Source organism: Haloechinothrix aidingensis (assembly GCF_013450155.1).
GTDB lineage: Bacteria > Actinomycetota > Actinomycetes > Mycobacteriales > Pseudonocardiaceae > Haloechinothrix > Haloechinothrix aidingensis.
In genome coordinates this window covers 111446-124920 of record NZ_JACCKD010000005.1, presented here as the reverse complement: position 1 = coordinate 124920, position 13475 = coordinate 111446, and the positions used below count along the sequence as shown (strand labels likewise).

Sequence of the window (13475 nt, the reverse complement as noted above, 5' to 3'; positions counted from 1 at the left end):
GGAGAGAATGTCCGAACGCGACTCCAACACCGGCGACGCGCACGACGTGACACCGTACGCCCCGGGCGCGGGTACGGTACGGGTGGACGATTCCGGCGGCGGTATCGTGGGCAACGAGTTCGCCGAGGTCGGCGTCGCCGTGGATCACTCGGGGAACGGCCCGCGGCTGCGCCTGGAGGATTACCGCACCGGCCGCGTGCGGAACCTGGATGCGCTGGAGCTGGAAACGATCATCTGGCTCCCGGAAGAGCGCCTGACCCAGCTGCTCGACCCGTCCACGACGCGGTGGCGCGAGGAACCGGACCGCTGATGGGCGCGACGGCGGTGGAGGAGCTGGAGCTGGCCCGCTACGTGCGGCCCGGCGACACCGTGGCCTGGGGCCAGGCGTGCGCCGAGCCGACCAGCCTGACGCAGCTGTTGATGCGGCAGCGCGCGGACATCGGGCGATTCCGGTGTTTCCTCGGGATCCCCGTCTCGGACACCGTGCGCCCCGAGCATGCCGATCACGTGTCGTTCGTTTCCTACACGGCCGGCGGCAGCAACCGCGCGCTGTACGACGCAGGCACTCTGGACATCGTGCCGTGCCACTACTCGGTGCTGCCACGGCTGTTGTGCGCGGGGCCGTTGCGTGCCGACGTGGCGCTGCTGCAGTTGGCACCGACCGGCAGGCCCGGTATATACAGCCTCGGCGCGGGCGACGACTACCTGTCGGCAGCCATCGACACCGCGCGCGTGGTGCTTGCGGAGGTCAACGAGCAGGCGCCGTGCACGGCCGGAAGCCGGGAGGTACGCGAGGACGAGCTGGACCTGGTGGTGCACACCTCACGGGAACCCGCGTACGTCGAGCCGAGCAGTCCGGGTGAGACGGCGCGGCGGGTGGCGCGTGAGGTCGCCTCGCTCGTCCCGGACGGCGCGACCCTGCAGTGTGGTGTCGGTGCCCTCCCCGACGCCGTGCTCGCCGAGCTCGGCGAGCGCACCGACCTGGGCATCCACACCGGGCTGTTGAGCGACGCGGCAGCCGACCTGATAGCCGCGGGTGTCGTGACGAACGCGCGCAAGAGCCTCGACCGGGGACGCACCGTGGCGGGCATGCTCATGGGGTCGCGGCGCGTCGCGGAGCTCGCCGACACCAACCCGGCGATCACGCTGCGGGAGACCGGTTACACGCACGACCCGGGTGTGCTGGCCGCGCTGGACGGGCTGGTCGCGATCAACACCGCGCTCGAGGTCGACCTGACCGGCCAGACCAACGCCGAGGAGGTCGGCGGCTCCTACGTGGGTGCCGTCGGCGGCGCGGTGGACTTCCTGCGCGGCGCCGCTCGGGCGCGGGGCGGCCTACCCGTGGTCGCCCTTCCGGCCACCGCAGGGGAACGAAGCCGCATCGTGGCCCGGCTCGGCGGGCCGGTCACCACACCGCGCTGCGACGCAGGGGTCGTGGTCACGGAGTACGGGGTCGCCGACCTCCGCGGCGTGCCGCTCGCGGAGCGTGTCGAGCGGATGCTGGCGATCGCGCATCCCGACCACCGGCAGGCCCTTGCGGAAGCCGCCGAGTCATCGGGAGGTCGATCATGAAACGCCCGGCCATCGTCGCCCCGGTCCGTACTCCGGTCGGCGCTTTCGGCGGCAGCCTGCGGCCGCTGCCCGCGGAGGAGCTCGCCGCGCACGTCGTGCGCGAGCTGGTGCGCCGTTCCGGGGTGGACGTCGCGCGGATCGACGACGTGGTGTTCGCGCAGTCGTACGCGAACTCCGAGGCCCCGTGTATCGGTCGGTGGGTGGCGCTGCATGCTGGGCTGCCGATCGATGTCGCCGGCATGCAGCTCGACCGTCGCTGCGGTGGCGGCCTGCAGGCAGTGGCCACGGCCGCGATGATGGTGCAGACCGGGGCTGCCGACGCGGTCGTCGCGGGCGGCGTGGAAAGCATGAGCAATATCGAGCACTACACGACGGCCGTCCGGTGGGGTAACCGCGCGGGTAATGTCGCGCTGTACGACCGGCTCGATCGCGGGCGGGAACGCTCGCAACCGGAATGGCGCTTCGGCCCCGTCAGCGGCATGGTCGAAACGGCCGAGAACCTTGCGGAGCAGTACGGTGTCTCCCGCGAGGAGGCCGACGAGTTCGCGGCCCGGAGCCATCGACGGGCCGACCAGGCCTGGCGCGAGGGTCGGTTCACCGGCGAGGTCGTTCCGGTGGAGGTGCCGCAGCGCCGGGGTGATCCCGTCGTCGTGGCCGAGGACGAGGGCATCCGCCCCGACTCGACTGCGGAGAAGCTGGGTGCATTGCGCCCGATCAGGGAAGGCGGCACCGTCACCGCGGGAAACGCCAGCCAGCAGAACGACGCGGCCGCGGCGTGCCTCGTGGTGGCCGAGGACATGCTTGACGTGCTGGGGCTGGAGCCTGCCGGGTGGTTGCGGGGCTGGACCGCCGCCGGGTGCGACCCCACCACGATGGGTATCGGCCCGGTGCCCGCGACGGCCAGGCTGTTCGAGCGCACCGGTGTCGGGTTCGACGACCTGGATCTGATCGAGGTGAACGAGGCGTTCGCCTGCCAGGTCCTGGCCGTGCTGCGGGCGTGGGAGCGGCCGATGGACGAGGTGCTGCCGAGGCTGAACGTGAACGGCTCGGGAATCTCGCTGGGACACCCGATCGGCGCGACCGGGGTCCGCATCCTGACGACGGCACTCCACGAGCTGCGTCGTCGTGGCGGGCACTACGCGCTGGAAACCATGTGCGTCGGTGGTGGGCAGGGTATGGCCGCGCTGCTCGAGGCACCGTGACGGTCGAGTGTGGAGGGAGTTCGGATGAGCAGCGCCAACGGCATCGTGGCCTACGCAGGCTACGTTCCCCGCTACCGCGTGCAGCGAGAGGAGATGGCGGCGGGACTGGGTGCGCAGTCCGGTCCCGGAGCGCGCGTGGTAGCGGGCTTCGACGAGGACAGCACCACGATGGGGGTCGAGGCCGCGGCGGCACTGCTCGCCACGCTGCCGGAGGGAGACCGTGCCCCCGCAGGCGGGCTGTACCTGGCGACAACCTCGCCCGCCTATGCCGACAAGGCCAACGCGGCAGCCGTGCACGCCGCGCTCGACCTGCCGTCCTCGGCCTTCGCCGCGGACGTCGCGGGTTCGGCCCGATCCGGGATGGCGGCGTGGCGCGCGGCGGCCGCCGATGGCGGGATGGCGATCATGTCCGACGTGCGGCGCGGGCTGCCGGGTTCCGGTGACGAGCGCACCGGTGGGGACGGCGCTGCGGCGTTCCTGTTCGGCGACGCGGACCATGCGGTGGCCGAGATCGTCGCGCAGGTCTCCGAGACCGCCGAGATTCTCGATCGCTGGCGCGCCCCCGGAGGTGCGGCTGCCGGCCAGTGGGAGGAGCGGTTCGGTGTGGAGGCCTACCAGCCCCTTGCCGAGCGAGCGGTGCGTGCGGTGACGGATGCCGCGGGCGGTGTCGCGCCCGACCATGCCGTGGTGGTGTCGCCGAATCCCGGGGTAGCCAAGCGGGTACGCCGGCTCGCCGCCGGTGCCGTCTCGACGACCGGCTCGCCGGTGGGTCACGCGGGTGCCGCCGATGCCGGCCTCGGGTTGGCCGATGCGCTCGACCGGGCACAGCCGGGCGAGACGATCCTCGTGCTCAGTGTTGCGGACGGGTGCGACGCGCTGATGCTGCGGGTCACCGACCGGATCGCCGCGGCGCGGCAGCCACATCCGGTGGCCGACCAGCTCACCTGCGGGATCGACGTGCCGTACCCGACCTACCTCGCCTGGCGCGGGCTGCTCGAGCGCGAACCCCCGCGGCGGCCCGAGCCGGACCGGCCCGCCGGACCGCCGTCGGCGCGCGGCGCGCGGTGGAAGTTCGCGTTCACCGGCGCACGGTGCCTGCGGTGCGGTTTCGTACACCTGCCCCCGCAGCGGGTCTGCAAGGGTTGCCGCGCCGCGGACGACATGGTGCCGTGCCCGCTGGCCCGCTCGGCGGGGACCGTGGCCACCTACACGGTGGACCACCTCGCCTTCTCGCCGTCACCTCCGCTCATCGAGGCCGTGATCGACTTCGACGGCGGCGGGCGCTACACGCTGGAGGTCGCCGACGCCGCGCCGGAGACGATCACCGTTGGTACCCGGGTCACGCTCACCTTCCGCATGCTCTACACCTCCCACGGCGTGCACAACTACTTCTGGAAAGCACGCGTCGCCGACACGCAGGCACCCGGGTACCGGCAGGCGACGCCCGATGCGAAACGAGGTGCGGATCATGGGTAGCAGCGGGATCCGGGACCGCGTGGCGATCGTGGGGATGGGGTGCACGCGCTTCGGCGAGCACTGGGATTCCTCCGCAGCGGATCTCCTCGTGGACGCCACCGAGGAGCTGTTCGCCGCGACTCCGGTGGTGAACAAGGACGACGTCGACGCGTACTGGCTGGGCACGCTGGCATCCGGGCAGTCGGGCATGACGCTGAGCACGGCGTTGTGCCCCGACTACAAACCCGTCACCCGCGTCGAGAACTACTGCGCGACGGGTTCCGAGGCGGTGCGAAACGCGTGTTATGCGGTGGCCTCCGGTGCCTATGACCGGGCGTTGGCCGTCGGGGTGGAAAAGCTCAAGGACTCCGGATTCTCGGGGCTGGTGCGATCCGATCCTCCTGGGGACGGCACCGCCGCCGAGCTGAGCCTGACCGCGCCTGCTGCGTTCTCGTTCCTGGATCCCGCGTACTGCGCGCGGTACGGCGTGCACGAGAACGACATGCGGGAGGCGATGACCCACATCGCGTGGAAGAACCACGCCAACGGCGCGCTCAACCCCAAGGCACAGTTCCGTTCGGGGGTGACGAAGGAACAGGTCGAGCAGGCACAGGTGGTGGCAGGCCGTCTCGGAGTGCTGGACTGCTCCGGCGTATCGGACGGCGCCGCGGCGGCACTCGTCGTGCCTGCCGAGGAGGCGCATCTGTACACCGATCGGCCGCTGTTCATCAAGGGACTGTCCCTGGTCGCCGGGGCTGCCGGCGGAGCATCGGACCCGGCCTACGACTTCACCACATTCCCCGAGGTCGTGCACAGCGCGCGGGATGCCTTCGCGCAGGCGGGAGTAACCGATCCCGCTACCGAGCTGTCGCTGGCCGAGGTGCATGACTGCTTCACACCGACCGAGCTGGTGCTGATGGAGGACCTGGGATTCGCCGAGCGAGGTCGAGCGTGGAAGGACGTGCTCAACGGCGCCTTCGAGCTGACAGGCAGGCTCCCGGTGAACCCGGACGGTGGCCTCAAGTCGTTCGGCCATCCCGTCGGTGCCAGTGGTTTGCGCATGCTGTACGAGTGCTGGCTGCAGTTCCGGGGTGAGGCCGGACAGCGTCAGCTCGACGACCCGCGGTTGGCGGTGACACACAACCTCGGCGGCAGGCCCGGCAACTGTGTCTCCTTCGTCGCCGTGGTCGGGCCGGATCGCACGGGGTAGCGCGGTCAGCTTGACGAGCCGACTGAATCTATTTATTATTAATTAAAAAGTAACGCATGCCGGTGTGGTGATCCCGGAACGGTAGCCGGATCACACGGCGCACCGGCATGCCAGTAGAGCCGGAGGATCGATTGGTTGGTGTCAAGGATCGCGTAGTCGTCGTGACGGGCGCGGGTGGCGGCCTGGGGCGTGAGTACGCCATGCTGCTCGCCCGCGAAGGTGCGCGCGTCGTGGTCAACGATCTCGGAGGTGCCCGTGACGGATCGGGCGAGAGCACCGCGATGGCGGACCAGGTCGTGCGGGAGATCCGGGAAGCAGGCGGCGATGCGGTGGCCAGCTACGACAGTGTGGACACCGAGGAGGGCGCACGGGCGATCATCGGGACGGCCGTGACCGAGTACGGTGCGGTCCACGGCATCGTGAACAACGCCGGCATCCTCCGTGATCGCGCGTTCCACAAGATGACCGCCGAGGACTGGGAAGCCGTGCTACGGGTACACCTGTTCGGTAGCTATCACGTCACCAGCGCCGCGTGGCCGTACTTCCGGGAGCAGCGGTACGGCCGCGTCGTGATGGCGGCCTCGACGAGCGGGCTGTTCGGCAACTTCGGTCAGGCGAATTACGGTAGTGCCAAGGCCGGCCTGGTAGGGCTGGTCAACACCCTCGCGATTGAGGGAAGCAAGCACAACATTACCGCCAACGCGGTTGCGCCGATGGCGGCGACGCGGATGACGGAGGACGTGGCTCCGCCGGAGATGCTTGCCAAGCTACCGCCGGAGCAGGTGGCACCGCTCGTCGGCTACCTGCTGACCGAGGAGTGCACCGATACCGGGATGACCCTGGTCGCCGGGGGTGGGACGTACTACCGCGTGCAGCCGTTCCAGTCCGCGGGCCTGCGGTTCGAGCAGACACCGTCCATGGACGACGTCGCGGCGCAGTGGCACACGATCACCGACATGACGGACGCGACGCCGGGCGTGAACCCGGTCGGATGAGCCGCCGAGTAGCTAAGGAAGCGATGATGAAGGTCGTAGTGGATTACGGCAAGTGCACCGGTCTGGGAATCTGTGAGTCGCTGGCGCCCGATGTCTTCGAGGTCAATGACGACGGTGAGCTGGAGCTGAAACAGTCGTCCGTGCCGGAAGGGCAGCTGGAGGACGTGGAGGCGGCCGTCGAGGGTTGCCCCACGGAGGCGCTCCGGCTGGAGCCGGACGACTCGAGCGCGGACACCGAGTAGGGGCTGCGGCATGTCGGTGGAGCACCTGGTCGTGGTCGGCGCCTCGCTGGCGGGCCTCCGGGCGGTTGAGGCGGCTCGGAAGGCGGGGTTCGACGGGCGCATCACGCTGGTGGGGGCGGAGGAGCACCTGCCGTACGATCGTCCCCCGCTGTCCAAGGCTTTCCTGGAGGGTGACCGCCTCGACGGTGCGCCGGAGATCCCGTTGTTCCGTAGCGGCGAGACCTTCCGTCACGAGCTCGACGTGCACCTGATGCTGGGCGAACCGGCTACCGTGCTGGACCCGGAGCGCAAGGTGGTGTGCGTCGGGCAGCGGGAAGTGGCGTACGACGCTCTCGTGCTCGCCACCGGTGCCACCGCGCGCGACCTACCGGGCACTCAGGGCCTGGACGGGGTGCACACCCTGCGCACCGTCGATGACGCGGTGGCCGTGCGCGCGGCCTTCGAAGGGGGCGCGCGCACCGTGGTCGTAGGGGCGGGGTTCATCGGGTCCGAGGTCGCCGCGACGGCGCGGAAACGAGGTCTCGACGTGACGGTGGTCGAGACCCTGCCCACACCGTTGCAGGCGGCGGTCGGCCGCACCATGGGGGAGATCTGTAGCTCGCTGCACACCCGCAACGCCACCGGGCTGCGGTGCGGAGTCAGCGTTGATTCCGTGGAAGGGCGGGCGCGCGTCGAGCGTGTCGTACTGTCCGATGGCTCCGTGCTCGATGCGGACCTTGTCGTGGTGGGTATCGGAGCGGCACCGTCGACCGGCTGGCTGGCAGGCTCCGGCCTTGTCGTCGACGACGGGATCCACTGTGACGCGACGCTGTGGACCGGTGTGGAGGGGGTCTACGCCGCCGGAGACGTGGCGCGCTGGTACAACCCGTTGTTCGGCCGCGCGATGCGTCTGGAGCACTGGACGAGCGCCGCCGAACAGGGAGCGCGCGCAGCCCGGAACGCGCTCGATCCGGCTACGGCGCGGAGCTACTCCACTGTCCCGTACTTCTGGTCCGACTGGTACGGAAGCAGGATCCAGTTCGTCGGCGTCGCCGATGCCGACGAACTGGTCATCGTCGACGCCGACCCGGACCCGGGCAGTCGCTGCGTTGCCCTGTACCGCGCCGGGGATTCGGTTGCCGGAGCGATGACGATCAACGCTCCGACAGAGATCATGAAGTACCGGGGCATGATCGCCAAGAAGGCATCGTGGCGGGATGCGCTGTCGTTCGCCGAGAGCCGGCGTGCTGTAGCGGGCGTTTCGTGAGGAGTGGCCGGACATGCCGGGTACGTATGTGACGACAGGGGCGCTCTTGCCGGCGCCGAGCGGCTCGTCGGCCGGCGAGCTCGCAGGCGTTCGGAGGACAGCGGGCCGGGAGCGCGGATGACCGAGTCATCGACGTACGGCCGGGCGGCCGAGACGCCTACCGAGAACGGGTCGATCTGGGACCTCGTGGAGGAGGCCAAGGCCGGTGACATGGCTGCCATGGAGGCGCTGTACCGGCTGCACGCGGATGCCGTCTTCACCTACATCTACAGCCGTACCGGTGAGCGTCACCGGGCTGAAGACCTGACCAGTGACGTCTTTATCCGCATGTTGAGGCGTATCGATTCGCTGACGCACCGGCGCTCGACCTTCCGGGCGTGGCTCATCACGATCGCCCGCAATGCCGTGATGGACGACCAGCGCTCGGCGAACCGGCGATACGAGTCGCCCGTTCTCGAGTCCGTCGAGCCGCCGGACGGCTCGGCGGACCCGGCCGAGGTCGTCTGCGAGAGAGAGCTCGCGGGAAGCGTGCGTCGCAGCCTGACTCACCTGACCGGCGACCAGCAGCGGTGCGTCGAGCTGCGCTTCCTGCGCGGGCTCTCCGTCACGGAGGTCGCCGAGCGGATGAACCGGGACCCGCGTTCGATATCCGCCCTCCAGCTGCGCGCGTTACGCAAGCTCGAGCGCCTCGTAGCGCGTGAGGGTGTGACGGGTTCCCGTGTCCGGCAGCGGCAGCAACCGTGCACGGACGACCGGCGATCCGGGCGACGCGGAAAGGGATACGTCCATGCACCTCGCTGAGCATGCGCGGCGGGATCCGGACAGCCTCGCTCTCGTGGTCGCCGATACCGGCCTGCGTATGACGTACGGCGAGCTCGACGACAGGTCCGCCCGGGTGGCGGGGTTGCTCCAGCACGCCGGACTGCGCGAGGGTGACGTGGTCGCGCTCCTTGCCGAGAACTCCGTGCTCAGCGCGGAGGTCTACTGGGCAGCGATGCGGCGGGGTCTGTCGTTCACCCCGGTTGATCACTCGTTGGGCGTGGAGGAGATCGCCTACGTCATCAACGACAGCGGGGCGCGAGCGCTGTTCATCTCGGAGTCGATGAGCGAGCTCGCCGGCTCCCTGGCGGCGTTGACGCCGCATGTCGACGTTCGCTTCGTGCGTGGTTCCGGCATCGAACATCACGAGGACTACGAGGGTGCGCTGAGCTCGGCTTCCGTCTCGGTCGGCGATCCGTGGAACGGGTCCGAGCTGGTGTACTCGGCGGGAACGACGGGTCGGCCGAAGGGGGTTCGTCCGCTCGGCGTGTACGGAGCCGCTCCCGATGACCGCGCGAGACCCGCACGACACATCGCGCCGTGCTGCGGCATCACCGCGAACACGGTCTACCTGTGCGCGATGCCCCTGTACGAGCCGACATCACTCCAGTCGTTCGTCGCGGTGCAGATGGCAGGTGGCACTGTCGTCACGCTCGCCGAGCCCTCTGCCGAGGCGGTGCTGGGCGCGATCGGACGTTACCGCGGATCGCACACCCTGTGCTCGGTGCGCGTGCTGTCCGAGATGGCCAGGCTCCCACGCGCGACGCGCGCCCGTTATGACCTGTCGAGCCTCACGCTCGTCATCCACACGGCGGCTCCGTGCCCGGCTGAGGTGAAGCGTGAGCTGCTGGAGTGGCTCGGGCCGATCGTGTGCGAGTTCTACGGTGCAGCGGAAGGCAACGGCCTCACCTTCATCACGGGCATGGAGTGGCTACGCAAGCCGGGGTCGGTGGGTCGGAGCGTGCTGGGCACGGTTCGGGTCTGTGACGCCGACGGGCACGAGCTTCCGGAGGGGCGGGTGGGTCTGGTCTACTTCGACCGGCCGGGCAGGTCCTTCGCATACAGCAATGCGCCGGAGCTGACACGTTCGGTGATGCACCCGTGGCGGGAGAACTGGACGACCATGGGAGACATCGGCTACCTGGAGGACGGTTACCTGTTCCTCGTGGATCGCAAGGAGTTCGCGCTGACCAAGGACGAGGGTGTCGTGTATCCGCGAGAGGTGGAGGATGTGCTCGCCGAACATCCCGTGATCGCCGATGTCGCCGTCGTGGGGATGCACGATGGGCAGGAACAGCGTCGGCTCAGGGCAGTCATCCGCGCCGCGGACGGTACGGACGTCGGACCCGTGCTGGCGCGCGAGCTGATCGAGCACGTTTCGGACAGGATCGCGCACTGGAAGGTTCCGGACAAGGTCGACTTCGTCCGTGAGTTGCCACGCGTGGCGACGGGAAAGTTGATCAAGCGCAAGGTCGCGGCGCACTACACGGTCATCGACAGTGTGGCTGTATGACGCCGTTGGCAGGCGTAGCCGTCACGGGTCGTGCTGTGGCGACCGGGCGCCGGTATCGAGAGCTTGCTGCTCGGTCATCCAGGCGATGATCTGGTTCCGGGAGTGGAACCCGAACTTGCTCAGTATGTGCTCGATATGTGTGTCGACAGTGCGTTTGGCGATCACCAGCCTGCCTGCGATGTCCTTGTTCGTGAAGCCGCGCGCGACCAACTCCGCGATCTGCCGTTCTCGCTTGGTCATCAGGTCCGTGTGCGAGGGGCTCCCTGCGGGACGGTCCGCGACCTCCCCGGCGGTCTCGTCCAGGGCGAGCCTGACCGCGGCGGCGGTCGTGAGCTGATTACCGCTGCGCCAGGCGGCTTCGTAGGAGTCGTTGCCCAGGGTGTCGCGCACGCGGTACACGGCTTGTTCGTGCAGGTGCGAAAGCCCGGGTAGTGCGCTGGTCGAGGTCTCGATGGCATCCCACTGGTTCTGCGCGGCACCTATCAGTTCAGCCGCGCGTTCCGGGGCCTGTGCGGTCGTGATCCACGCGATGGCTTCCAGGCACAACCCGATGCCGAGCTGTTCGTTCATCAGGCGCTTGAGACGGAGGCTCTGGTTCTCGAGTGAGACCGCCGTTTCCGGATCCCCCTGATGCCAGACAGCCAGGCCGGCTATCCAGAGCGAGTGCGAGCGGTACCACAGCTCGTTCACCGGTTCCGTGAGCGCGACGCACTCCGTGTGCGCCTCGAACGCCTGCCGGTAGTCGCCGTGCAGGGTGTAGGAAAGTGATTGCACCGCCAGCGTGTGCGCGCACTGCGCGTGGTCCCCGCGTGCGCGAAACCCGTGTAGCGCCGCGGTGAGGTACTTGATCGATTGCTCTATGTCGCCGGTGAACAGTGCGACGAAACCGGCCGTCTGGTCGATCAGGGCCGTATCCTGTTCGTCGAGCTGGTGGAGGATGCACCGCGCTTCGTCGAGGAACTGCTCGGCACGCGCCAGGTCGCCCTGCATGGCAGCCCACCAGCACGCGGTGCGCAGTGCCCGCAGTCTGGTGAACGTCGGTTCCGGAGCCTGGCTGAGCAGGCGGTCGAACCACAGCCTGCCGGGGCGGAACAGTCCCTCGGCCATGCCGAACTCGAGCAGGCTCGCACCCATGCGCAGCCCCGGCTCCGCCTCGCCAGGCTCCGTGTAGCAGTACTCGAGCGCCACCCGGAAGTTTCCCTGCTCTCGCCGCAGCCACTCGATCCAGTCGAGCTGGCGCGGACCGAGCCATTCCCGTTCGGCGCGTTCCGCGAGCTCGACATACCAGTCCCGGTGACGCCGCCGCACATTGCGGAACTCGCCGAGTTCCTGCAGGTGTTGCGCACCCCGCTGCCGGATCGGGGGGAGCATCCGGTAGCGCGTGCGTCCCTGTTGCCGGTGCGTGACGAGGATCGACTTGTCTACAAGGGATTGCAGAAGGTCCGGCATGCGCTCCACGGCCTCGTCGTCGGCGGCGCAGACCGCGCGCGCAGCCTCGAGTTCGAATCCCCCGGCGAAGACCGAGGAACGTGCCCAGAGTTCACGCTCCTCCGTGGAGCACAGCGAGAAGCTCCATTCGATGGACGCCGTCATCGTTCGTTGCCGGCCAGGCGCGGTCCTGCTGCCCAGCGTCAGTATGTCCGCGTGCTGGGCGAGATGCCGTGCGATCTCGTCGGGCGACATCGCGCGCAGCCGTACCGCGGCAAGCTCGATCGCCAGCGGGATACCCTCCAGCCGTCGGCAGATATCGGCCACTGCACGGCGGTTGGACTCGGTCAGCTCGAAGCCGGGCACCACGGCTCGCGCACGATCGATGAACAACCCGACGGATTCGTACTGCCGCAGTGCGGTGGACTCCTCGACGCCACGAGGCGGGCTGGCCAGCGGCAGTACGGAGTATATCGCCTCGCCCCAGATGCGAAGGGGTTCGCGGCTCGTCGCGACGACCTTCAGCCCGGGGCAGGTGCGTAGGAGCGTGTCGATGAGCATCGCGCACGCGTCCACGAGGTGTTCGCAGTTGTCGAGGACGAGTAGCGCATCGCGCTGCCGTAGGTGTTCGACCAGGGACTCGGGTGCCGTGCGGTTCGACCGGCCTTGCAAGCCCAGGCTGCCGGCGACGGTATGTGGTAGCCACTCTGCGTCACTCAGTTCACCCAACGAGACGAACCAGATACCGTGTGTGAACGTGCGATGAAGGTCGTCCGCGAGACGCCACGCCAGGCGGGTCTTGCCGACCCCGCCCGGTCCGGTCAGCGTGACCAGACGCGACTCGGAGAGCAATGCCCTGGCGTCGGCGCGTTCGCGCCGCCTGCCGACGAAGCTGGTCAGCTCGGCAGGAAGGTTCGTGGCAGCATGCCTTTTCGCTGCGCTTCCAGCCATCATCCAGCCTTCGGACTCGGACGTCGTCCTCACGGACACGCTACCGGATCGGGTTGTTGATCGTACAGCGCCGGGGATGCTTGCCGACCCGAATCGTTACGCAGCGTGGTACCTGTCGGGTCGACACTCGGAGGCCGCCCGGCTCCCGTGGCTTTTATGATCGTCTAGAATGTCAAGTGTGGCGAGGACACGCGCAACTCAGGCATCGGATACGGGACGCTCGGCACGCAAGTCCGAGCAGACCCGGGCGCGCATTCTGGACGCGGCGGCCTACGTGCTGAGCCGGAAGGGGTACGCGGGTACGCGGTTGGGAGATATCGCCGAGCGGGCAGAGATCCAGGCGCCTGCCATCTACTACTACTTCCACTCTCGTGAGGATCTTGTGGAAGAGGTGATGTGGGTCGGGATCGCGCAGATGCGCGAGCACCTCGAGGACGCGCTGAAGGGCCTCTCCGCGGATGCGAGGCCGATGGAGCGGATCGAGCTCGCCGTGTCCGAGCACCTCACGCACGAGCTGGAGATCTCCGATTACACGACCGCGGCGATACGCAACGCGGGGCAGGTGCCCGAGGACATCAAGCGCCGGTACGACCGTGAGGCGAAGCGGTACGGGGACGTGTGGCACGAGCTGTTCGAGGCTGCGCGCAAGGCAGGCGAGTTGCGCGCGGATCTGGACCCGATGGTGGCTCGGATGCTCGTGATGGGTGCGCTCAGCTGGGCAGCCGAGTGGTGGAACCCGCGGCGTGAGTCGCTGGCCACCGTGACCAAGACGGCGGTATCGTTCATCCGGAACGGGTTGCAGGCCGCGCCGGACGTGGCCGAGGGTAGCTAGGTTTCCGTCC

Annotated in this window: 12 protein-coding genes; 11 read left to right on the top strand and 1 reads right to left on the bottom strand. The window is 68.9% G+C overall.

Going from position 1 to position 13475, the window contains the following annotated elements; translation table 11 throughout:
* The first annotated feature begins 7 nt into the window (after positions 1-7).
* The 10 genes from H0B56_RS14870 to H0B56_RS14825 all read left to right on the top strand — a co-directional run bounded on the left by H0B56_RS14870 (position 8) and on the right by H0B56_RS14825 (position 10254).
* On the top strand, positions 8-310 hold the full coding sequence (locus tag H0B56_RS14870; protein WP_219632786.1) for a hypothetical protein: 303 nt from the start codon (positions 8-10) through the stop codon (positions 308-310).
* Positions 310-1572 (top strand): acetyl-CoA hydrolase/transferase family protein, encoded by a 1263-nt coding sequence (locus tag H0B56_RS14865; RefSeq protein WP_180893659.1) that lies wholly within the window; start codon positions 310-312, stop codon positions 1570-1572. The genes H0B56_RS14870 and H0B56_RS14865 overlap by 1 nt, the downstream gene beginning before the upstream one ends.
* Positions 1569-2774 carry an acetyl-CoA C-acetyltransferase gene (locus H0B56_RS14860; protein ID WP_180893658.1) on the top strand — a complete coding sequence of 402 codons (1206 nt, stop codon included), beginning with the start codon at positions 1569-1571 and terminating at the stop codon, positions 2772-2774. The genes H0B56_RS14865 and H0B56_RS14860 overlap by 4 nt, the downstream gene beginning before the upstream one ends.
* A gap of 24 nt (positions 2775-2798) precedes the next feature.
* A complete protein-coding gene (locus H0B56_RS14855; RefSeq protein ID WP_180893657.1) occupies positions 2799-4250 on the top strand; it encodes an OB-fold domain-containing protein in 1452 nt (483 codons plus the stop codon).
* Positions 4243-5439 carry an acetyl-CoA acetyltransferase gene (locus H0B56_RS14850; RefSeq protein WP_180893656.1) on the top strand — a complete coding sequence of 399 codons (1197 nt, stop codon included), beginning with the start codon at positions 4243-4245 and terminating at the stop codon, positions 5437-5439. Before H0B56_RS14855 ends, H0B56_RS14850 begins: the two co-directional genes overlap by 8 nt.
* A 161-nt stretch (positions 5440-5600) precedes the next feature.
* Positions 5601-6434 carry an SDR family oxidoreductase gene (locus tag H0B56_RS14845; protein ID WP_343063910.1) on the top strand — a complete coding sequence of 278 codons (834 nt, stop codon included), beginning with the start codon at positions 5601-5603 and terminating at the stop codon, positions 6432-6434.
* A 23-nt stretch (positions 6435-6457) separates the two neighbouring features.
* On the top strand, positions 6458-6676 hold the full coding sequence (locus H0B56_RS14840) for a ferredoxin (protein ID WP_343063909.1): 219 nt from the start codon (positions 6458-6460) through the stop codon (positions 6674-6676).
* A 10-nt stretch (positions 6677-6686) separates the two neighbouring features.
* The gene (locus tag H0B56_RS14835) at positions 6687-7922 is read left to right on the top strand and encodes an NAD(P)/FAD-dependent oxidoreductase (RefSeq protein WP_180893655.1); all 1236 of its coding nucleotides are present in this window, start codon (positions 6687-6689) and stop codon (positions 7920-7922) included.
* A 117-nt stretch (positions 7923-8039) separates the two neighbouring features.
* Positions 8040-8723: an RNA polymerase sigma factor gene (locus tag H0B56_RS14830; protein WP_180893654.1), complete on the top strand. Its 684-nt coding sequence runs from the start codon at positions 8040-8042 to the stop codon at positions 8721-8723.
* Entirely contained in the window at positions 8710-10254 is a 1545-nt protein-coding gene (locus tag H0B56_RS14825) for an AMP-binding protein (RefSeq protein ID WP_180893653.1), read from the top strand. Before H0B56_RS14830 ends, H0B56_RS14825 begins: the two co-directional genes overlap by 14 nt.
* A gap of 21 nt (positions 10255-10275) precedes the next feature.
* On the opposite strand, the gene H0B56_RS23515 is transcribed toward H0B56_RS14825, so the two are convergent.
* Positions 10276-12666: a LuxR C-terminal-related transcriptional regulator gene (locus H0B56_RS23515; RefSeq protein WP_180893652.1), complete on the bottom strand. Its 2391-nt coding sequence runs from the start codon at positions 12664-12666 to the stop codon at positions 10276-10278.
* A gap of 145 nt (positions 12667-12811) precedes the next feature.
* Here H0B56_RS23515 and H0B56_RS14815 point away from each other — a divergent pair, with 145 nt between their 5' ends.
* Positions 12812-13465, top strand: a complete 654-nt coding sequence (locus H0B56_RS14815; RefSeq protein WP_245818832.1) for a TetR/AcrR family transcriptional regulator — start codon at positions 12812-12814, stop codon at positions 13463-13465.
* The last annotated feature ends 10 nt before the right edge of the window (positions 13466-13475 follow it).

Bases quoted from the DNA above. Each gene is read 5' to 3' on its own strand.
- H0B56_RS14870 (WP_219632786.1), top strand. From the start codon at position 8: ATGTCCGAACGCGACTCCAACACCGGCGACGCGCACGACGTGACACCG.
- H0B56_RS14865 (WP_180893659.1), top strand. From the start codon at position 310: ATGGGCGCGACGGCGGTGGAGGAGCTGGAGCTGGCCCGCTACGTGCGG.
- H0B56_RS14860 (WP_180893658.1), top strand. From the start codon at position 1,569: ATGAAACGCCCGGCCATCGTCGCCCCGGTCCGTACTCCGGTCGGCGCT.
- H0B56_RS14855 (WP_180893657.1), top strand. From the start codon at position 2,799: ATGAGCAGCGCCAACGGCATCGTGGCCTACGCAGGCTACGTTCCCCGC.
- H0B56_RS14850 (WP_180893656.1), top strand. From the start codon at position 4,243: ATGGGTAGCAGCGGGATCCGGGACCGCGTGGCGATCGTGGGGATGGGG.
- H0B56_RS14840 (WP_343063909.1), top strand. From the start codon at position 6,458: ATGATGAAGGTCGTAGTGGATTACGGCAAGTGCACCGGTCTGGGAATC.
- H0B56_RS14835 (WP_180893655.1), top strand. From the start codon at position 6,687: ATGTCGGTGGAGCACCTGGTCGTGGTCGGCGCCTCGCTGGCGGGCCTC.
- H0B56_RS14830 (WP_180893654.1), top strand. From the start codon at position 8,040: ATGACCGAGTCATCGACGTACGGCCGGGCGGCCGAGACGCCTACCGAG.
- H0B56_RS14825 (WP_180893653.1), top strand. From the start codon at position 8,710: ATGCACCTCGCTGAGCATGCGCGGCGGGATCCGGACAGCCTCGCTCTC.